21 protein-coding genes and 1 tRNA gene are annotated in these 19878 nt (G+C 66.9%); 5 read left to right on the top strand and 17 right to left on the bottom strand.

The features are described from left to right. Positions 1-114: 114 nt before the first annotated feature. Both AC3A5N_RS06715 and AC3A5N_RS06710 read right to left on the bottom strand, forming a co-directional pair. Positions 115-402, bottom strand: a complete 288-nt coding sequence (locus tag AC3A5N_RS06715) for a hypothetical protein (RefSeq protein WP_487736536.1) — start codon at positions 400-402, stop codon at positions 115-117. 56 nt (positions 403-458) lie between these two features. Then, positions 459-1844, bottom strand: a complete 1386-nt coding sequence (locus AC3A5N_RS06710) for a helix-turn-helix domain-containing protein (RefSeq protein WP_487736535.1) — start codon at positions 1842-1844, stop codon at positions 459-461. 151 nt (positions 1845-1995) lie between these two features. Here AC3A5N_RS06710 and AC3A5N_RS06705 point away from each other — a divergent pair, with 151 nt between their 5' ends. The 3 genes from AC3A5N_RS06705 (at position 1996) to AC3A5N_RS06695 (ending at position 4456) form a co-directional block, all read left to right on the top strand. After that, positions 1996-3609 (top strand): isocitrate lyase, encoded by a 1614-nt coding sequence (locus AC3A5N_RS06705; protein ID WP_487736816.1) that lies wholly within the window; start codon positions 1996-1998, stop codon positions 3607-3609. Between the two features lie 40 nt (positions 3610-3649). Beyond that, a complete protein-coding gene (locus AC3A5N_RS06700; RefSeq protein WP_165271700.1) occupies positions 3650-3820 on the top strand; it encodes a hypothetical protein in 171 nt (56 codons plus the stop codon). A 114-nt stretch (positions 3821-3934) separates the two neighbouring features. Then, entirely contained in the window at positions 3935-4456 is a 522-nt protein-coding gene (locus AC3A5N_RS06695) for a hypothetical protein (protein ID WP_487736534.1), read from the top strand. On the opposite strand, the gene AC3A5N_RS06690 is transcribed toward AC3A5N_RS06695, so the two are convergent. The 7 genes from AC3A5N_RS06690 to efp all read right to left on the bottom strand — a co-directional run bounded on the left by AC3A5N_RS06690 (position 4450) and on the right by efp (position 10322). Continuing rightward, positions 4450-5808, bottom strand: coding sequence for an amidohydrolase (locus tag AC3A5N_RS06690; protein ID WP_487736533.1), 1359 nt, complete (start codon positions 5806-5808; stop codon positions 4450-4452). The two genes, AC3A5N_RS06695 and AC3A5N_RS06690, sit on opposite strands and share 7 nt — an antisense overlap. A gap of 202 nt (positions 5809-6010) precedes the next feature. Further along, positions 6011-7813, bottom strand: a complete 1803-nt coding sequence (locus AC3A5N_RS06685; protein WP_487736532.1) for an SLC13 family permease — start codon at positions 7811-7813, stop codon at positions 6011-6013. A 342-nt stretch (positions 7814-8155) separates the two neighbouring features. Next, the gene (locus AC3A5N_RS06680; protein ID WP_487736531.1) at positions 8156-8290 is read right to left on the bottom strand and encodes an entericidin A/B family lipoprotein; all 135 of its coding nucleotides are present in this window, start codon (positions 8288-8290) and stop codon (positions 8156-8158) included. Positions 8291-8429: 139 nt separating this feature from the next. After that, positions 8430-8514 (bottom strand) — tRNA-Leu (locus tag AC3A5N_RS06675). Between the two features lie 54 nt (positions 8515-8568). Further along, a complete protein-coding gene (locus AC3A5N_RS06670; RefSeq protein WP_487736530.1) occupies positions 8569-9387 on the bottom strand; it encodes an inositol monophosphatase family protein in 819 nt (272 codons plus the stop codon). 16 nt (positions 9388-9403) lie between these two features. Beyond that, positions 9404-9757 (bottom strand): hypothetical protein, encoded by a 354-nt coding sequence (locus tag AC3A5N_RS06665; RefSeq protein WP_487736529.1) that lies wholly within the window; start codon positions 9755-9757, stop codon positions 9404-9406. A gap of 1 nt (position 9758) precedes the next feature. Then, the gene (gene efp, locus AC3A5N_RS06660) at positions 9759-10322 is read right to left on the bottom strand and encodes an elongation factor P (RefSeq protein WP_487736528.1); all 564 of its coding nucleotides are present in this window, start codon (positions 10320-10322) and stop codon (positions 9759-9761) included. 132 nt (positions 10323-10454) lie between these two features. Between efp and AC3A5N_RS06655 the strand changes: the two genes are divergently transcribed. Further along, positions 10455-10823, top strand: coding sequence for an elongation factor P (locus tag AC3A5N_RS06655; protein WP_487736527.1), 369 nt, complete (start codon positions 10455-10457; stop codon positions 10821-10823). On the opposite strand, the gene AC3A5N_RS06650 is transcribed toward AC3A5N_RS06655, so the two are convergent. From AC3A5N_RS06650 to thiE, 3 genes are all read right to left on the bottom strand, one after another. Continuing rightward, the gene (locus AC3A5N_RS06650) at positions 10820-11503 is read right to left on the bottom strand and encodes a M23 family metallopeptidase (RefSeq protein ID WP_487736526.1); all 684 of its coding nucleotides are present in this window, start codon (positions 11501-11503) and stop codon (positions 10820-10822) included. The genes AC3A5N_RS06655 and AC3A5N_RS06650 overlap by 4 nt on opposite strands. Continuing rightward, on the bottom strand, positions 11503-12687 hold the full coding sequence (locus tag AC3A5N_RS06645) for a L,D-transpeptidase family protein (protein ID WP_487736525.1): 1185 nt from the start codon (positions 12685-12687) through the stop codon (positions 11503-11505). Before AC3A5N_RS06645 ends, AC3A5N_RS06650 begins: the two co-directional genes overlap by 1 nt. Before the next feature lie 118 nt (positions 12688-12805). After that, a complete protein-coding gene (gene thiE, locus AC3A5N_RS06640) occupies positions 12806-13444 on the bottom strand; it encodes a thiamine phosphate synthase (RefSeq protein ID WP_487736815.1) in 639 nt (212 codons plus the stop codon). Between the two features lie 90 nt (positions 13445-13534). Here thiE and AC3A5N_RS06635 point away from each other — a divergent pair, with 90 nt between their 5' ends. After that, on the top strand, positions 13535-13936 hold the full coding sequence (locus AC3A5N_RS06635) for a hypothetical protein (protein ID WP_487736524.1): 402 nt from the start codon (positions 13535-13537) through the stop codon (positions 13934-13936). Positions 13937-14100: 164 nt separating this feature from the next. Here the strand turns inward: AC3A5N_RS06635 and AC3A5N_RS06630 are convergent, their stop codons facing one another. From AC3A5N_RS06630 to tkt, 5 genes are all read right to left on the bottom strand, one after another. Then, the gene (locus AC3A5N_RS06630; protein WP_487736523.1) at positions 14101-14988 is read right to left on the bottom strand and encodes a fructose bisphosphate aldolase; all 888 of its coding nucleotides are present in this window, start codon (positions 14986-14988) and stop codon (positions 14101-14103) included. Positions 14989-15061: 73 nt separating this feature from the next. Then, positions 15062-15523 (bottom strand): PaaI family thioesterase, encoded by a 462-nt coding sequence (locus AC3A5N_RS06625; protein WP_487736522.1) that lies wholly within the window; start codon positions 15521-15523, stop codon positions 15062-15064. After that, a complete protein-coding gene (locus AC3A5N_RS06620) occupies positions 15520-16719 on the bottom strand; it encodes a phosphoglycerate kinase (RefSeq protein WP_487736521.1) in 1200 nt (399 codons plus the stop codon). Before AC3A5N_RS06620 ends, AC3A5N_RS06625 begins: the two co-directional genes overlap by 4 nt. A gap of 141 nt (positions 16720-16860) precedes the next feature. Next, positions 16861-17868: a type I glyceraldehyde-3-phosphate dehydrogenase gene (gene gap, locus AC3A5N_RS06615; RefSeq protein WP_487736520.1), complete on the bottom strand. Its 1008-nt coding sequence runs from the start codon at positions 17866-17868 to the stop codon at positions 16861-16863. A 14-nt stretch (positions 17869-17882) separates the two neighbouring features. Further along, on the bottom strand, positions 17883-19856 hold the full coding sequence (gene tkt, locus AC3A5N_RS06610) for a transketolase (RefSeq protein ID WP_487736519.1): 1974 nt from the start codon (positions 19854-19856) through the stop codon (positions 17883-17885). Between the last annotated feature and the right edge of the window lie 22 nt (positions 19857-19878).

The raw sequence follows: 19878 nt of genomic DNA, 5'->3' as shown, positions 1-19878 counted from the left end.
CCCGGTCCGGAAAATCCTTGCGAAGGACAGCCGGACTAGGACGCAGAAATGAAATGTCGGTAAATTTTACACCGCTGCCCGCCCGCCACTGTGGCGGGCGCGCATCAGAAGGGGTCAGTTCCCGTCGGTGACTTCGTCGGCGGCGCGGTCGACCGCATCGCCCGCCTGCTGGGCAGCGTCGCCCACTTCGCCCGCAGCATCGGCGATCGCATTGTCCTTGGCGATTTCGGCGCCACCAGTCTGCGTGAACAGATAGATGCCGACGATCAGCGCGACGATCAGCACGAGCGCGATGATCCATCCGCTCGAACCGCGCCGCCGCGGTTCGTCGGTGACGACCGTGGTGTGAGTGTGGGTATCGCCTCGCGGCGTTTCGACGTCGGTGGTTCGCTCTTCTACCATGTCTCTACTCCCTTTACCGCTTTGGAAACTCCCCATCGCCAACGGCGGTTCCCTCATCAGTCTTCTACGCCGAAGCGGAACGGCGTGATTCCGCGCTGGTGGTTCTCGAATGCAAGCCGCGCATTGTGCGGCGGCAGCGAGCGCTGGCGGCAGCCGCGGATGTGGCAGCCGCTGCATCCGGGACCGATCGGCTGCGCCTGTTCACGCCGCAGCGGAAACGCCCGTGCGAGCGCCAGGTCCGCCGCGAAGCGCGCCTCCACACCGACGACGACGGCGAACTGCGCCTCCCCCTCCGCAGCAACGCCTTCAGTCAGGCGCGAGACAGTCAGCCAGTGATCGGGCGCGGCTTCCGCGACGTTGGGTGCGATCTCCTGCACGCACCATTCGCCTGCGCGTTCGAAAGTCCGGTGAACGTGCCACAGCGGACAGCTTGCTTCGGATTCGAGGAAGGTCGCCCCGCTTGCCCCGGCGAACCGCTTGGAGAACTGCCCCGCACGGTCGAGCCGCGCCATGAAGAAGGGAAGCCCGCGCTGGCCCACCCGCTGCAACGTGGTCAGCCGGTGCGCTAGCTGCTCGAAGCTGACGCCGAAGCGCCGCATCAGAACGGGAAAGTCGTAGCCCGTCGCATCGCAGGCGCGCAGGAAACGGCCGTAAGGCATGATCAGCGCGGCGGCGAAGTACCCTTGCAGGTGCCGCTCGAACAGCTTGCGCGCATCCTCGTTCTGGAACTGGCCGCCCGCCGCGAGCGTCCGGATCGCCTCGCGCTGTTCGAGCTGCGCGAGCTGCACCGCGATCTGGAAATTGCGCGAGGCGGGCGAGAGCATTTCCGAAAGCTGCAACTGGCGCGCATGCAGATCGAGCCGCCGGATCGCCTCCGGCATGACTTCACGCGGCAGGATACGCAGCGCGATCTGGTGCCGCTCCCGCAGGCGCTCGACCAGCGCGGTGCCGATGTCCGCGCGCGACAGGCGCAGTTCGTCCGCCAATTCCTCCGCAGCGGCATCGAGATCGGCGAAATGATTGCGCCAGCGCTCGATCTCGCGCCGCGATCCGGCAAGCGGGTCTTCCCCTGCCGTACCCCCCTCGCCCGCGGTGTCGTAGAGCTGTGCGAAAGCGGCAGCGAAGTGCGGCGCCATGGCCAGCACTTCACCGATCTCGTCGCGATCGATGGAGAGCCCCGCGAACCGCTGGTCCGCAAGCCGCCGCGCGAGTCCGTCGACCCCCCCGACGCTTTCGGACTCGCGTAAGCTCCGGGGGTCGAAATCGAACCGCTCCACCACCTGCACCATGACCCGCGCGGTTAGCGGGCGCTGGTTGCGTTCGATAAGATTGAGGTAGCTCGGCGAGATTGCGAGCTGCGCCGCCATGGCAGACTGGGTCAGCCCCTCGCGTTTGCGCAGGCGTCGCAAGGCTGGACCGGCGAAGATGGCTTCATCCGCCATGTAAATTCCTTTACATATTTACAGAAGATACTGCACGATGCTGCGCAATCGGACAAGAAACTTTGTAAGTTTAGCTATCCTGCTGCCGCCTGACGCGCGATGAATGTCTCCGAAGCCGGAAACGGCCGATCGATTTCAGGAGACGACCGACGTGACCTATCAGGGCAAGATTGACGAGTTCAGGAGCACCATCGCCGCGCAGGGCGCGCCGTGGAATGCGATCGACGCCGAGGCGGCGGCGCGCATGCGGGTGCAGAACCGCTTCCAGACCGGGCTCGAGATCGCGCGCTACACCGCCAAGATCATGCGCGAGGATATGGCCGCCTATGACGCCGATCCGGCGGCCTACACCCAGTCGCTCGGCTGCTGGCACGGGTTCATCGGTCAGCAGAAGATGATCAGCATCAAGAAGCACTTTGGCACGACCAAGGGCAAGTACCTCTACCTGTCCGGCTGGATGGTCGCCGCGCTGCGCAGCGATTTCGGGCCCCTGCCCGACCAGTCGATGCACGAGAAGACGTCCGTGCCTGCGCTGATCGAGGAGCTCTACACCTTCCTCCGCCAGGCCGATGCGCGCGAGCTCGGCATATTGTTCCGCGAACTCGATGCGGCGCGCGAGCGCGGCGACGAGGTCGAATCCAAGCGCCTCGAGCACGCGATCGAGAACCACGAGACACATGTCGTGCCGATCATCGCCGACATCGACGCCGGCTTCGGCAATGCAGAGGCGACCTACCTGCTCGCCAAGAAGATGATCGAGGCCGGCGCCTGCGCGCTGCAGATCGAGAACCAGGTCAGCGACGAGAAGCAGTGCGGACACCAGGACGGCAAGGTCACCGTGCCGCACGAGGACTTCCTGCAGAAGATCCGCGCGATCCGCTACGCCTTCCTCGAGCTCGGGGTGGAGGACGGCATTATCGTCGCCCGCACCGATAGTCTTGGCGCCGGGCTGACCAAGCAGATCGCCTACAGCACCGAGCCGGGCGACCTCGGCGACCAGTACAATGGGTTCCTCGACTGCGAGGAGGTCGATCTCTCGCAGATCGGAAACGGCACGGAATCGAATGGGCAAGTGCTGATCACCCGCGAGGGCAAGCTGCTGCGGCCCAAGCGCCTGCCGAGCAACCTCTACCAGTTCCGCCCCGGAACGGGCGAGGACCGCTGCGTGCTCGACTGCGTGACCGCGCTCCAGAACGGCGCGGACCTGCTGTGGATCGAGACCGAGAAGCCGCACATCGGGCAGATCGGCGGGATGGTCAGCCGCATCCGCGAGGTCATCCCGGACGCGAAGCTGGTCTATAACAACTCGCCGAGCTTCAACTGGACGCTCAATTTCCGCCAGCAGGTCTACGACGCCTGGGAAGTGGAGGGCCGCGATCTCTCGGCCTACGATCGGGCGCGGCTGATGAGCGTCGACTACGACGGCACCGAACTTGCCGCCGAGGCCGACGAGCGCATCCGTACCTTCCAGGCCGACGCGGCGCGCGAGGCGGGGATCTTCCACCACCTCATCACGCTGCCGACCTACCATACCGCGGCGCTCAGCACTGACAACCTCGCCAAGCGCTACTTCGGCGAGGAAGGGATGCTCGGCTACGTCAAGCAGGTGCAGCGCGAGGAGCTCCGCCAGGGCATCGCCTGCGTGAAGCACCAGAACATGGCCGGCTCCGACATCGGCGACGACCACAAGGAATACTTCGCCGGAGAAGCCGCGCTGAAAGCCGGCGGAACGGCGAATACGATGAACCAGTTCGCGGCGGCCTGACCCCCGAGCCGCCGCGAACACCGCCCGAAGGAGAGGCAACATGAGCACCGAAACGCTGCCCCGAGAACCGTCCCGCGCCCGTGCGCTGTTCTCGACTGCGGACTTCAAGCTGCTGCGCGCCGCGCTGGCCAGCCATGCCCGCACGACCGAGGACCGCGACGAGCTCGCCCGGATCAACGCCCTGCATCACCGGCTCGGCACCTACAGCTAACGATCTCCTGGGGAGGAGAGTACGGCCGTCGGGGTTCCTCGGACCTCGGCGGCCGTCATAGTCCGGGCGGCCGTTGCCGCGATCTTAACCCTTTTGTGACAGCCCTGCGGGCCGATGGCACGGCGCGCGAACCCGGCGGCGTTGAACGCGAAGATGTACCGGCATTTCGCCGTCGTCACCGTCTGCCTGACGAGCGCGCTCGCGATCCTCGCAGACGGGGAGAGCCGCGAGGCAGTTGCCGACGAGCTGGCCCGGCGCGACCAGCAGGCGGAGCTCAAGCGCGCGGAGGTGGAGAAGTTCGGCGCGCCCAAGCTCGTCACGAGCGCGGCCCGGCGCGGCGGCCATGCGGCGACGTTCAGCTACGGCGGAACCGCAGGCGAGTTCGGCGCACCGATGGACACCGCGGGCGCCAACTCAGGGGGCGGGAGCGGCTATCTCCCGCGCAACACCACCACCCGGGTCGGCACCGGCGTGGACTATGCCGCGCTCGGCCTCACGAAAGAGGAATTCGAGCAGCTCGCCCCTTCGGAGCAGGAAGCGCTGCTGCGCGAATTCCGCCAGCTCCGCTCCCAACAGGCGCGCTCGCTGCTCGAAGGCTCGCTCGCGCGCGGTGGCGGGAGTTCGCTCGACTACTGACCCGCCGCGGGCAGCAGGTCGAGCGTCGCCGCGGTGAGCGCTTCGGCGGCGGTCGCGATCACTTTCTCCGCATCGGGCGCCCAGAACGGGCTGTGCAGCGAAGGCAGCGTGCCCTCCCCCTTCTGCGCGGCATCGAACTGGGCTTGCGGCACACCGCCGACCCAAAAGATCAGCGACTTGAGCCCGTCGGGATCGGCGCGCAGGAACTGGCCGAAGTCCTCCCCGCCCATGACCGAGGGGACCTCGACCACCCGATCTTCGCCGAAGCGGGTACGGAAGCCGGCCATGACTTCCTCGGTGAAGTCGGGCGAGTTGAAGGTCGAGGGCGTGTAGGGATCCGCCACCGTGACCGTCGGCATCTTGTCCTCCGGCATGCCGGCCGCGATCGCCTCGCCGCGTGCGATGCGGGCAATGCCGTCGAGCAGGAGCTTGCGCGTCTCGTCGCTGTAGGAGCGGACGGTCAGTTGCAGCTTCGCCTCGTCGGAGATGATGTTGTGCTTGGCGCCCGCGTGGAAGCTGCCGACGGTGACCACGGTCGGGTCGAGCGGGCTGCTCTCGCGGCTGACCAGCGTCTGCAGCTTCATCACGATCGCGCTCGCAAGCACGATCGGGTCTTTGGTCGTGTGCGGATAGGCCCCGTGCCCGCCGACACCGGGGACGGTGATGTCGACGCTGTCGACGTTGGCCAGCGCGTAGCCGGGCGAGTAGCCGATCATGCCAGCCGGAAACTGCGCCGCGTCGTGGAACGCGACCACATAGTCGGGCTTGGGAAAGCGGGTGTAGAGCCCGTCCTCGATCATCGCCAGCGCGCCCTCGCCGATCTCCTCGGCCGGCTGGAGGATCATCACCAGCGTGCCGGACCATTCGTCCTTGCGCTCGACGAGCTGCTGCGCCGCGCCGATCCAGGCGGTCATGTGGGTGTCGTGCCCGCAGGCATGCATCACGCCGGTCTCGACGCCCGACGCAGGCACGGCGACTTCCTTCGAGGCGAACGGCAGCCCGGTCTGCTCGACCACCGGCAGCCCGTCCATGTCGGCGCGGAGCATGACCGTCGGCCCTGCGCCGTTCTCCATCACCGCGACCACGCCGGTCTTGCCGACGTTCTCGGTCACCTCGAAACCGAGCTCGCGCATGCGGGCGGCGAGCTTCTTCGCAGTCTCGACTTCCTGGAAGCTCAGCTCCGGATGGGCGTGGAGATCGCGGTACAGCTCCATCAGCGCGGGCATGTCCGCCGCGACCGCATCGCTCAGTTCATCGGCATGGGCCGGAGCGGCGAGCGTCAAGGCCAGGGCCGCGGCCGCCAGAGTTGACACTCGTCGGGCATGCGCGCCGCGAGAACGTTTTGCAGTCATTGAGTAATTCCCCTGTTCCCGTGACCTTCCGTGCCAGGGGTCACACGAGTGTGACTTTCGACTGTCACCTCGGAACCCGGCCGTCCATTCAAGGTCCCGGCCGCCCCTCTCGTCCCTCGCACGCGTCATCGGAGCGGATCATTGCAGATCGCGGGCGTGTAGGAAAGACCGCCTCGTGCCATTCGGCCGGACGGGCGCGGTCCTACATGCCGTAGGTTGTCGCCAGCAGGATCGAGAGCGTCGTCACCATCAACAGCACCAGCGGCACGCCGGTGCGGATGTAGTCGCGGAATTCATAGCCGCCTTCCGACATGATCAGCATGTTCGTCTGGTAGGCGATCGGCGTCGCGTAGCAGAGATTGCACCCGAACAGCACGGCCAGGATCAAGGGTTCGGGCGGCATGTCCAGTTGCTGCGCGACGGCGAAGGCGATCGGGGTGCCCACCGTTGCCGCCGTCGCGTTCGAGGCGAAGTTGGTAAGCAGGGTCACGAACAGCATGATCGCAGCGAGGACCCCTGCGGGCGGAAGGAACTGCAATCCCGATGCGAGGGCCTCGCCCAGCCAGCCCGCCGCGCCGCTTTCGAGGATGATCCGCCCGATCGCGATACTAGCCGCCACGAGCACGATGACCTGCGCCGAGAGCGCGCGGCCGACGCGGTCGAACTTCACGCAGCCGGTCACGAACATCAGGATCGCGCCCGCCAGTGCCGAGATCGCGATCGGCAGCAGCCCGATCGAGGCGAGCCCGACCGAGCCGACCATGATGCCGCCCGCAAGCACCGCCTTCGAGCGGCGCGGAAGCTCGCGCATGCCCTCCAGCGTCAGAAGGCTGTCGGAGCGGGCAAAGTTGGCGAGGTCGTTGGGAATGCCCATGACCAGCAGCACGTCGCCTTCCGCGATGCGCAAGTCGCCGCCCTCGTTATAGCGATCCCGCTCGCCCACCAGCCGCTGCGGCCGATGTATGCCCAGCACTGCCACGCCGTAAAGGTCGGCAATGCCCGAGGTCGGCAGCGTTCGGTTGATCAGGCGCGAGTCCGCAGTCACGGTCATCTCGACGACGGCGATGTCCTCACCGCTGGCCGATGAACTGCGGCGGATGCGGTCGAGCACCCAGTCAGGCGCCACCTCGCCCTTGAGCGTGCGCATGGCTTCTTCCAGCGCCTCGTGGGTCCCGGAAACACTGAGCCGCTGCTGCGGTTGGATCGGACCCTGCGGCGCATCGTGGAACTCGAGATCCGCGGGCAATTTCGGCATTATCGAGGCGAGAACCTGACCGTTCAGCGCGCTGGCGTCGCCCACACGCAGCCGGGTCTGGAACCGGCGCGCCGCATGGTTTTCTTCCGTCCTGTTGTCGCCGAGGAGGCGCGGCATGACGAGCCACAGGTAGGGCAAGGCTACCACGGCGGCGACGAGCACGATCGGGGTGTAGTGGAACACACCCATCTGCGGCATGCCGAGGTCACGTGCGATCGAGACGACAAGGATGTTGGTCGAGGTGCCGATTGTGGTCGCCATGCCGCCGATGAGCACCGCCGCGTTGAGCGGAATCAGCGTCTTCGACGCGGGCATGGCGCCGCGCGCCGCGAGGCTGACGAAGATCGGCAGCAGGAGGACCAGCACCGGCGTGTCGTTCACGGCCATCGAAAGTCCGAAGGCGATCAGCAGCGAGATCAGCAAGCCGAGTTGAAGATTGATCTTGAACACGCGCTCGAGGAACCGCGCCGCAGGCTCGAGCGCGCCGGTCGTCACCAGACCGCGGCCCATGATCATCAGCGCGCAGATCGTGATCAGCGCGTAGTGCCCGAAGCCGGAGAAGGCGAGTTGGAGGCCGTCGGTGGGGCCGGTGCCTTCAAGCGGGAAGAAGTAGAGCCCAACCGCGATCACCGCGATGGTGAGCAGCGAGATGATCTCGGTCGACATCCGCCCGCGCGCGAAAGCGACGAACATCGCGACCGTAACCGCCATGGCGGCGATCGCGTGGAAAGAAGGGGCGCTGGGGAACATCTACCGGGCAATTCCCAGAGCCGCCCGCCAAGATCAAGCCAATTCCGCCGGACGAAAAGGGAAGCCCTTCAAATAGGTCCTTGCAGTTGCGGGAAATTCTGGTGTTCAGGAGGCGAAGGCAGGCACCGTGCTGGGCAATCAGCGGACTCACGCCAGGGTGTATCGCAGGCGTGCACAAAAGCTCTAACGCGCATGGCGTCAAAACTACGTTCGCAAGTTTGTCTGGAAGCGACGCAACTGCAGACGTTAGCCTGAGGAGACGCCAAAGGATCAAAATGAAGGCGGTGGCCGCCTCATCAGAAGTCCTCTGGGCGTCTCATCAGAAGTCCTCTGGACGTGCTGCTAGCAGTTTCCTTCCACTCCATCGGCGCAATCCCCGACGGATTCTACGTCCTCACCAGCCCCTTCAACGGTGTTGCAGGCCGGCAGGAACATAACTGTGCCGCCCAAAGCCAGCATTGCCAGAAGCTTCTTCATTTTTCTCACTCCCGATGCACGGATCGAATCCGTTTCGTGTCGTCACAACGGTAGCTCGCAGCAGTAGTTCCATTGCGGCTGCGGCCTTATTGTCCGAACTGTGCGGGAGGGCCGGAGGTTGGCCGTCTTTCAGGCTGTGTGGTGCCCCTGGCCGGACTCGAACCGGCACTTCCGTAGAAATTCGATTTTGAGTCGAACGCGTCTACCAATTCCGCCACAGGGGCACTGATGCGGGAGGGCGCGGATAGCGGAGCCGTATCCCCCCGGCAAGAATGCACTTAGACCTTCACCGCCCCCGCCAGCAGCTTGTGCAACTTGGAATGGAGGCTGTCGTTGGCCGCGAGGACCTGCTTCGCATGGATCGGCTGCGAGCGGCCGCGGTAGTCGCTGACGAAGCCGCCGGCTTCGCGCACCAGCAGGCAACCGGCCGCGGTGTCCCAGTCGGCGAGATCGCTTTCCCAGAACCCGTCGAAGCGGCCGGCAGCAAGCCAGGCGAGGTCGAGCGAGGCCGCGCCGTAGCGGCGGATGCCGGCGACCTGCGGGCCGATCGCAGCGAAGATCCGGCTCCATTCGCCGAAATCGCCGTGACCGCTGAAGGGAATGCCGGTGCCGATCAGTGCCTCGGACAGGCGCGAGCGGGAGGAGACGCGCAGCCGGCCGTCCTGCAGCCACGCGCCGCGCGATTTCTCGGCCCAGTAGGTCTCGTCAGTGATCGGCTGATAGACCACGGCGGCGGTCACTTCGCCCCAGCCCGAACCGTCGAGCTTCGGTTCCTGCACCGCGATCGAGACTGCGAAGTGCGGGATGCCGTGGAGGAAGTTGCTCGTGCCGTCGAGCGGATCGACGACCCAGCGTGGCTTGCCCGGATCACCTTCGATCGTGCCCGCCTCCTCCATCACGAAGCCCCAATCGGGGCGCGCGTGGAGCAGTTCGTCGTAGACCGCGCGCTCCGCGACGCGGTCGGCCTTGGAGACGAAATCGGCGGGGCCTTTGCGGCTCACCTGCAGATGTTCGATCTCGCCGAAGTCGCGCCGCAGGCGGCCTCCCGCCTTGCGCGCGGCGCGTTCCATCACGCGGATCAGTCCGGGAAGAGCCATTGTTTGTCCGTATCCGTCAGTCGAGCGCGATCTGGATCGATCGCGCGGTCAGTTCGATTTCACCCCAGCCGCTCGAGATATTGGCGTAGTCGCCCTCGATGGTGGCCGAATAGATCTCGCTATAGCTCACTTCGCGTCCTTCGTCGGGCTCGGCCTTGCGCAGGCGCAGGTCGCCGAGATCGGCGAAGCGGATGAAGCCCTTGCCGTAGCAGCCGTCGGACCCGTCGCCCGGCGGCTGGTATCGGGGATGCGATTCGAGGAGGCGGAAATCCATCTCGAGCGTGAGCGACTCGTCGTCGTAGATCACGCCCAGGACATAGCTGGTGGGGAGGTCGATCCCGGCCAGCTTCGGATCCCCGCCCTCGCTCATTTCATCCCGCCTTGCCCACGTATGTTCGCTCGTAAACATCGACCACGATACGCGTGCCACTCCCGATGTGCGGCGGCACCATCACGCGCACGCCGTTGTCGAGCACCGCGGGCTTGTAGCTGGATGAAGCGGTCTGCCCCTTCACCACCGCGTCGGCCTCCACGATCGTCGCCTCGACCTGCTCGGGCAGCGCGACCAAAATCGGCTTCTCGTCCCACAGTTCGAGCGTGACCTGCATCCCGTCCTGCAGGAAGGCCTTGGCGTCGCCCAGCAGGTCGGCGGGAAGGTTAATCTGCTCGTAAGTGTCCTGGTCCATGAACACCAGCATCTCGCCGTCCTCGTAGAGGTACTGGAAATCCTTGGTGTCGAGCCGCACGCGCTCGACCGTGTCGGCGCTGCGGAAGCGGACGTTGGTCTTGCGGCCGTCCTGCAGGTTCTTCATCTCGACCTGCATGTAGGCCCCGCCCTTGCCGGGCTGGGTGTGCTGGATCTTGGCGACCTTCCAGATGCCGCCTTCGTATTCGAGGATGTTGCCGGGACGGATGTCCACGCCGCTGATTTTCATGGTTCAAGGAGCCTTCGTTGGAAGAGCGAGAGAAATCACGCCCGCAATCGCGCGCCGCGCCTTAGCGGAGCCGCGGGGCGCGGGCAAGGTCGCTGGCGTATGCGGGAGCACGCTGTTAGGAGCGGGCGCGTCATGATGGGACGTACGATCGCTCTTCTCGCCGCGGCGGGCCTCGCCTCGCTCGCTCTCGCCGCGCAGGCCGCGCCGGGCGGCAAGCTGGGGACGCTGCCGCACGGGGTCTACGTCTGCTCGACGCCGGGTGACGCGATGGGCGCGCCGTGGAAGCTGATTCCGGGCGGGGAGTTCACCATCGACACTGCCTCCACTTACGAGACGGCGGCCGGATCGGGCACGTACCTGCTGACCGACGACCGGCTCGTCTTCACCCGCGGGCCGCTCAAGGGTGAGCGCTTCGTCCGAACGGGAACGGCGACGCTGCAGCGGACCGACCGCGAGGGCGTGCCGCGCCGGGTGCGCTGCGTCCGCGAAACGTCGCGCTAGGGCGCCTTGGCCGTCAGCAGCGGATAGGGATTGACCGCGTTCGCCGGCTCCCACCAGTCGGCGTCGGCCGTTGTGCGCAGGATCGCGAAATGGAGGTGCGGCGCATCTTCCGGCGCGTTGCCGGTGCTGCCGACCGAACCGAGGCGCTGTCCGCGGCGGATGCGCTGTCCTTCGCGCAGCCCCTCCGCATATTCGTCGAGATGGGCGTAGTAGTAGATCGTCCGCCCGTCGTTCGAGCGGATGTAGATCGTGTTGCCGCCTGCCTTGGAGCGGAACAGCTTCTCGATCCGCCCCGGCGTCGCCGCGATCACCGTCGTGCCGCGGGGCGCCATGATATCGATCGCCTCGTGCAGGCGCTGCGCGTCGGCGCGTTCGTCCGTGAAGGTATCGGTGAGATCCTGGGCACGCACGTTGAGCACCGGGATGACCAGCTCGTGCAGTTCGATCGCGTCGGGCGAACCGGCGGCCGCGGCGTCGAGAGCCTTCGCCGGTCGCACCGTGCCGTCTTCGCCCGAAGCAGGGGACGGACTCGGCGCAGCTTCGGCCGGGCGGGTGGTGTCGCGCTGATTCTCGCCGTCGGCCATTTCGATCAGGCTACCCCCCGCCACGATCCACACGGCCGAGGTGAGCGTGGCCGTGACCGCGACCGTCAGCATCCTGTCTACGAAATCGAGCGCCATCAGGCCTCGAATAGCACTTTTGTGCTCCCCGTCACCATTTCCGCGAGCCGGGCGGCATCCCAGTTGGTCAGGCGCACGCAACCGTGGCTTTGCGTGCGACCGATCGTCTGCGGCTCGGGCGTGCCGTGGATACCGTAGTGTTCCTTGGTGATATCGATCCAGACGACGCCAACGGGGTTATTGGGGCCCGGCGGGATCTGCTGCTCCTCCTCGTCGTCGGGCACGTCCCAGAACAGCGCGGGATCGTAGGCGAAGGGCGGGTTGAAGGCGACGCCGTTCACGCCCCACTCGCCGAGCGGCAGCGGGTCGTGCTCCGAGCCCGAGGTGACGGTGAACAGCGCCACGAGCTTGTCATCGGCGTCGTAGGCTCGCAGCGTGCCCTTCGACTTGCTGACGACGATCCGCGCCGCCTCCGGCTGCTCGCTGCCGACGCCCAGCATCTGCAGCGTGCGCTGCCAGTCAGGGTTGTCGATCGCACCCGGGACGATCCGGTCCGCGCCGATGTTGGGAACGCGCACAAGCTGCCCCGCCGTGAACTTCGCCTGCCGTTCGCCCTCGCCGCCGCGGCCCGCTGCGCCCGTGGCCGCAGACTTTTCGGCGGCCCCGGTCATGCCGGCAGGCTTGCCGCCGGGATTGAGCGTTTCGAGCACCTCGACGGTCGTGTGAAACCGCTCGGCCAGCTTCTCGGCCAGCGTTTCGTAGCCAAGCCGCTCCATCTCCGCCTGCTCGGCCGGATCGTCGGGAACCGGCGCGAAGGTGAGCTTCCCCCACGCCTCGGGGATGCGGACCACGCGCGTCGCGGCGATGTTGTCCCATTGCGCGAGAGCCTGACGCGTCGATTCGTCCAGTTCGCCCGTCGCCTCCAGCCCGTTCGCCTCCTGAAAGCCGCGGAGCGCGTTGCGTGTGCTCATGCCCATGGTGCCGTCGACCACGCCGGGGCCGAAGCCCTGCCGGTCGAGCACGACCTGCGTCTGCATCATGGGGCGCTCCTCGATGTCGGGGATCTCGGGCGCCACGCGCTCCCCCTCTGCGGGATCGCGCGAGGCCATCGAATCGGCGAGATTGTCGTCTGCCGGCGCGGCGGGAGCAGCAGTCGCTTCGCTTTCGGCGCCCTTGCTGTCGGTTCCGTTGAACCCGCAGGCGGACAGGGCGAGCAGTGAAGCGGCGGCGAATGCATGGCGCATGGAGTTCTCCCGATTGCCGGGACGCGACCCGCCCCTCACCCTAGAGAACGCGCGATGTTCGGGATATTTCCGCGCCTGCCGCGCAACTGCAGGAAAAAGCCGGAGAAACGGCGCCGAGTCAGTCCTCCGACGCAGCCGCGATCGCACGTTGGAAGGCGCGGACCGCCTCGGCCTCGTCGCCGCCCCACACGGCGTGGCTCACCGCGAGGAAATCGGCACCGGCCGTCACCAGCGGGGCGCAGTTCTCCGGCGTGATGCCGCCGATCGCGACGCAGGGGATCTCGACCACTGCCTGCCACCAGACGAGCAGCTCGAGATCGGGCCGATGCTCGCTCGCCTTGGTTTTGCTCGGGTAGAAGCTGCCGAAGGCGACGTAGTCCGCGCCGGCCTCGCCCGCTTCCAGCGCCAGATGCTTGGAGGCGTGGCAGGTGACGCCGATCTGCGCCTCGCGCCCGAGCGCCTCCCGCGCTTCCTTGGGCGACCCGTCGGACTGCCCGAGATGCACGCCGTCGGCCCCAAGACGCTTCGCCAGCGCAACCGAATCGTTGACGATGAAGGCGCAGTCGTGCGCCGCGCAGATCTCCTGCAGCGGCGCGGCGAGCCGGGCTTCGTCGTGCTGGTCGAGGCCTTTTACGCGGAACTGGAATGCCGCGACTTCGCCCGCGCCGAGCGCCCGCGCCAGACGGTCGGGAAAGCTGCCGCCGACGTCCAGGGGCGAGATGAGGTAGAGCTGCGTGGTGTGGGGCGTATTGGTCATCGCGCGGTAGGTAGTGCGGCCGAGGGGATTCGTCACGCGTTCGTCACGCGTTCAGGGCCCGGAAAGCGGGGTTGCGCGTTTACTGCAGTCATGAACCGCCAACGCGCCCTCGCCTTCGCCGGCCTCGCCTCACTCTCGCTCGCCGCCTGCATGGTGGTCCCCGACGCGCCGAACGTGGCGCGGACGCCGAAGTCCGCAGGCTATGCGGTGCCGATCGGGCAGCCGGTTCAGGTCGGCGATCTCGTGGTCACGCCCAAGGGCGTGGTAGAGGACAGCCGCTGCCCAGAGAACGCGCGTTGCGTCTGGGCCGGACGGCTGATCGTGAAGACGCAGGTCGACGGCGCAGGCTGGCGCGACACGACCGACATCACTCTGGGCGAGACCTACGGCACCCACGGCCGCGTGATCGCGCTGGTTTCGGGGATTCCCGAGAAAAAGGCCGATCGGGAAACCCGGCCGGAGGAGTACCGGTTCACCTACGAAGCGCGGTAGCTCCAAGGTCCTCCCCATTTTTGCGAAGCACAAATGGGGAGGTGGCGCGCGCCGCAGGCGCGTGACGGAGGGGCATTGTCACACAAGGCCCCTCCACCACGAGACGCTTGCGCGTCTCGCGGTCCCCCTCCCCATTTGCGCCTCCGGCGAAAACGGGGAAGATCTTAGGTAACCGAGGCTGCGTGGATGCGGTCGATCGCCGCCACTAGCGTCGCGTCGAATTCCTCGTCGCTCTGGCCGGCGCGCAGGTCCTGCAGCAGGCCGCGGCTGAAGCTGGCGATCATGCCGGGGTTCTTCGCCAGCTTGGCGCAGGCTTCCTCGGTGCTGTAGCCGCCCGAGAGCGCGACCACACGCAGCACCGCGGGATGCTCGATCGCTGGACGATAGAGGCCCGCCTCTGCCGGGATCGACAGCTTGAGCATGACCTGCTGCCCTTCGGGAAGCGCGTCGAGCCCTTCCATGATCGCTTCGAGCAGGACCTTCTCGCCCTCCACGCGGTCGGGCGCCTTGATGTCGTATTCCGGCTCGAGGATCGGCATCAGGCCCATCGCCAGAATGCGCGCGCCTTCGGCGAACTGCTGGTGGACGACCGACTTGACCCCCGCGGTGTCGTTCGCCTTGATGACCGAGCGCATCTTGGTGCCGAACACGCCCTTGTCCCGCGCGCGGGCGAGCAGGCTTTCGAGGTCGGGCATCGGCTTCATGAGCTGGACGCCGTTCGCCTCGTCCTCCAGCCCCTTGTCGACCTTGAGGAAGGGAACGATGCCGCGCTCCTTCAGGCGATCGGGCACGGGCTTGCCGCCGCTCGTACCGTCCATGGTCTTTTCGAACAGGATCGCGCCCAGGACCTTGCCGTTGCCGAAGCAGGGGCTTTCGATGATGCGGCTGCGCATCTCATGAATCAGCCCGAACATCTCGTCGTCGCCGTTCCAGGCGCCTTCCTCGATGCCATAACCGCGCAGCGCCTTCGGGGTGGAGCCTCCCGACTGGTCGAGCGCGGCGATGAAGCCCTGGCCCGTTGCGATGCGATCGGTCATTTCCTGCTGATTCATCGTCTACCCCTTGGCTTATGCATTCGTATGCGCGCGAGCCCTTAGCCAGCACCCGCCGCGCCCGCAACCGGGTTCACGTGCGCGTGCCGGAAACCTTGCGGATGATTCCGTCGAAGCGCAGCACGGGCTGGCCGTCGGCGGTGACGATACCCTGCACGAACACGGTCTTGCCGCCTGCGCGCACGACCTCTCCACGTGCCTCGATCAACTGGCCCACGCGCGCGGGATCCAGGAAATCGCCCGTCAGGTGGAGCGTGACGCCGCGACTGTCGCCCATCGCTTTGCGAGCGATGGTGAAGATTGCCGAATCAGCGAACGTCATCAGACATCCGCCGTGCATGAAGCCGGCGCCGTTCATGTGCCGCTCTTCAGCGCGGAAGGCGGAGACGAGCGAGCCGTCCTCCAGTTCCTTGTCGTAGAACGGGCCTGCGCGCTCCTCGAACGGGTCGCCGATCCATCTGGACCAGCCGGCCCACTCACCCTCGGTGATCAGGGTGAGCCCGCTTCCCTCGCTAACCGCCGATGCCTCGCTCATGCCGAGAGCGCCGCGACGCCCGGCAGCTCCTTGCCTTCCATCCATTCCAGGAAGGCGCCGCCGGCGGTTGAAACGTAAGTGAATTCCTTCGCCACGCCCGCATGATTGAGCGCCGCGACGGTATCGCCGCCTCCGGCCACCGAGACGAGCGAGCCGTCCTGCGTCAGCGCCGCCGCGGTGCGGGCGAGCGCGACGGTGGCGGTGTCGAACGGCTCGGTCTCGAACGCGCCGAGGGGGCCGTTCCAGACCAGCGTGCGGCAGGTCTTGAGCACGTCGGCCAGCGCCTCGGTCGCCTGCGGACCGATGTCGAGGATCATCTCGTCGGCGGCGACCTCGTGCACGTTGCAGGTGCGCACGCTCGGCGGGTTGGCGGCGAATTCCTTCGCCACCACGACGTCGTAGGGCAGATGCACGGTGCAGCCCGCGTGATCGGCCTTGTCCATGATCGCGTTGGCGGTGTCGGCCAGCTCGTGCTCGCACAGCGACTTGCCAACGTCGACCCCGCGCGCGGCGAGGAAGGTGTTGGCCATGCCGCCGCCGATGATCAGGTGCTGCACGCGCCCAACCAGATTTTCGAGCACGGCGAGCTTGGTCGAGACTTTGGCCCCGCCCACCACCGCCGCGACCGGCTGCTCGGGAGTGCCGAGCGCCTTGTCGAGCGCGGTTAGCTCTTTCTCCATCGCCCTGCCGGCATAGGCGGGCAGCAGATGCGCCAGCCCCTCGGTGCTGGCATGCGCGCGGTGCGCGGCGGAGAAGGCGTCGTTGACGTAGAAGTCGCCGTGCGCGGCGATGCCCCTGGCGAACTCGGGGTCGTTCGCCTCCTCGCCCGGCCAGAAGCGAACGTTGTCGAGCAGGCCGATGTCGCCGTTGCGAAGGATCGAAATCGACTGCTCGACCACCGGCCCCATCACTTCGGAGATGAACATGATCTCGCGCCCGAGCACGCGCGACACGTCGCCCTGGACGAAGCTCGTGCTCATGGTCGAATGGCGCTGGCCCTTGGGCCGCCCGTAGTGCGCCAGCAGCAGCACCTTGGCGCCCGCGTCCGCCAGTTCGAGAATCGTCGGCATACTCGCCTCGACGCGGGTGACGTCGGTCGCCGAGCCGTCCTTCATCGGCAGGTTGAGGTCGACCCGCACGAGCGCGACTTTGCCGGTTACGTCGCCGAGATCGTCGAGAGTCTTGAACTTGGGCATTTGCATCTCCTTCACCCCTCCCGCTGGCGGGAGGGGTCGGGGGTGGGCATGGGTCCGCAAAGGGCCCACCCCGCTGCGACTAGCGACCGCTTCGCGCCCGCAAGTCTCGCCCCGCTCCCGCAAGCGGGAGGGGGCAAGCCGTCAAAGAAGCCCCGCCATTACGCCGGCGGTGTCGATCATGCGGTTGGAGAAGCCCCACTCGTTGTCGTACCAGCTCACGACGCGGGCGAGCTTGCCCTCGAGCACGGCGGTCTCGAGGCTGTCCACGGTCGAGCTTGCCGGATAGTGGTTGAAGTCGCTCGAGACGAGCGGCTGGTCGGTGTAGTCGAGCACGCCCTTCATCGCGCCTTCCGAGGCGGCCTTGAGCGCGGCGTTGAGCTCCTCCGCGCTGGTGTCGCGGCCGGGCGTGAAGACGAGGTCGATCAGGCTGACGTTCGGCGTCGGCACGCGGACCGAGGAACCGTCGAGCTTGCCCTTGAGCTCAGGCAGGACGAGCCCGACCGCGCGCGCGGCGCCGGTGGTGGTCGGGATCATGTTCTGCGCGCCGGCGCGGGCGCGGCGCAGGTCCTTGTGGATCTGGTCGAGCATGCGCTGGTCGTTGGTGTAGCTGTGGATCGTGGTCATGAAGCCGCGCTCGATCCCCACGGTCTCGTGCAGCACCTTGGCGACCGGCGCGAGGCAGTTGGTGGTGCAGCTCGCGTTGGAGACGATCACGTCGTCCGCGGTCAGCGAGTCCTGGTTGACGCCGAACACGATGGTCTTGGACACGCCCGTCGCGGGGGCGGAGATGAGGACGCGCTTTGCACCTGCATCGAGGTGCGGCCGGCTCGCCTCGTCCGACTGGAAGAAGCCGGTGCATTCGAGCACGATGTCGACGCCGTTCGCCTTGTGCGGCAGCTTGCCCGGCTCGCGCTCGGCGGTGACGTGGATGCGCTTGCCGTTGACGACCAGGTCGTTGCCATCGGTCTCGACCTTGCCGGGGAAGCGGCCATGCGTGCTGTCGAAACCGAACAGCAGGGCGTTGGACTTGGTGTCGGCGAGATCGTTGATCGAAACGAGTTCGAGATCATGATCGTCGCGCTCCAGGATGGCGCGCGCCACGAGCCGCCCGATACGTCCGAAACCGTTGATCGCAACCTTGGTCGCCATATGAAGAGCTCCTGCTAAAGGCCGAGTTTGGCCTGGATTTTGGGAACGATGGCTTCAGCGGTGAAGCCGAATTTCGCGAACAGATCCTCCGCCGGGGCGGAGGCGCCGAAGCGGTCGAGGCCGATCTGCAGCCCGTCCGTGCCGGTGTACCGCTCCCACCCGAGGGTCGAGCCGGCCTCGATCGAGACCTTGAGAGTGTCCGCCGGGAGCAGGTCGCGCCGGTAGGCTTGGTCCTGCACCTCGAACAGTTCCATGCACGGCATGGAGACCACATCGGCGCCGATGCCCTGGCTTTCAAGCGCATCGGCGACGTCGCAGGCGACCTGCACCTCGGAGCCGGTCGCGATCAGCACGACCTTGCGCTCCGCCTGGGCCGCACGCAGGCGGTAGGCGCCCTTACCGCTCAGCATCTCGCCCTCATGGCGGAGTTGGGGCAGGTTCTGCCGGCTCAGCGCGAGCACCGACGGCGTACCCTTGGTCTGCAGCGCGAGGTTCCAGCACTCGGCGGTTTCGATAATGTCGGCCGGGCGGAACACGTTGAGATTGGGGATCAGCCGCAGGCTCATCACCTGCTCGATCGGCTGGTGCGTCGGCCCGTCCTCGCCCAGCCCAATGGAATCGTGGGTGAAGACGTAGATCGCCCGTGCCTGCTGCAGGGCGGAGAGGCGCACGGCGTTGCGGCAATAGTCGCTGAAGATCAGGAAGGTGCCGCCGTAGGGGATCACGCCCCCGTGCAGCGCCATGCCGTTCATCGCCGCGGCCATGCCGAATTCGCGGATGCCGTAATAGACATAGCGCCCGCCGTAATTGTCGGCGGTGAGCGGCTCCATCGCCTTGGTCTTGGTGTTGTTCGAGCCGGTGAGGTCGGCGGAGCCGCCGACCATCTCGGGCAGCAGCGGCGTGAGGACCTCGAGTGCCAGCTCCGAGGCCTTGCGGGTGGCGACCTTCTGGTCCTTCCCGAGCCACTCGGCGAAGGCTTTGGCGGCGTCCTCGCCCGCGGGCAGGTCGCCGGCCATGCGCCGTTCGAATTCGCCCTTGCGATCCGAAGCCGCGAGCCGGGCATGCCAATCGCCGCGCGCCTTCGCACCGCGCTCGCCGGTCGCACGCCAGTCGGCGAGAATCGCTTCGGGAACCTCGAACGGCTCCGAGGTCCACCCCAGTTCCACGCGCGCCGCCGCTACTTCCTCGGCACCGAGCGCTGCACCGTGCGTGGCGGACGTGCCCTGCTTGTTGGGCGCGCCCTTGCCGATCACGGTGCGGCAGGCGACCAGCGAGGGGCGCTCGTCCGTCAGCGCCTCGTCGAGCGCGCGCTGGATGTCGGAGGGGTCGTGCCCGTCACAGGCGACCGTGTGCCAACCGGTCGCGTCGTAGCGGGCGCGGATGTCCTCGCTCGTCGAGAGGTCGGTCGAGCCGTCGATGGTGATCCGGTTGTCGTCCCACAACACGATCATGCGGCCGAGCTTGAGGTGCCCGGCGATCCCGATCGCCTCGTGGTTGATGCCTTCCATCAGGCAGCCGTCGCCGGCGACCACCCAGGTGCGGTGATCGACCAGATCGTCACCGAACTCGGCGTTGAGATGCCGCTCGGCGATCGCCATGCCGACCGCCATCGCCAGGCCCTGGCCAAGCGGGCCGGTCGTGCATTCCACACCGTCGAGCAGGAAGTTCTCCGGATGGCCGGCGCAGGGGCTGCCGAGCTGGCGGAAGTTCCTGATCTCCTCCATCGTCGGATGCGCGTAGCCCGAGAGGTGGAGCAGCGAGTAGATCAGCATAGAGCCATGCCCGGCGCTGAGCACGAAGCGGTCGCGGTCCGCCCAACCGGGCGTGGAAGGGTCGAACTTCAGATACTTCGACCACAGGACCGCGGCGACGTCGGCCATGCCCATCGGCATGCCGGGGTGTCCGGAATTCGCCGCCTGAACCGCATCCATCGATAGCGCCCGGATGGCATTGGCCATCGGCGCCAGGCGGGTCGGATCGAGGCTCATGCGGGGTGTGCTCCTGGAGGCG

The sequence above is a fragment of the Pelagerythrobacter sp. Soil_C_18 genome, assembly GCF_057657235.1.
Note: the sequence above shows the minus strand (reverse complement) of the source record. Positions and strands in the feature narration are given on the sequence as shown.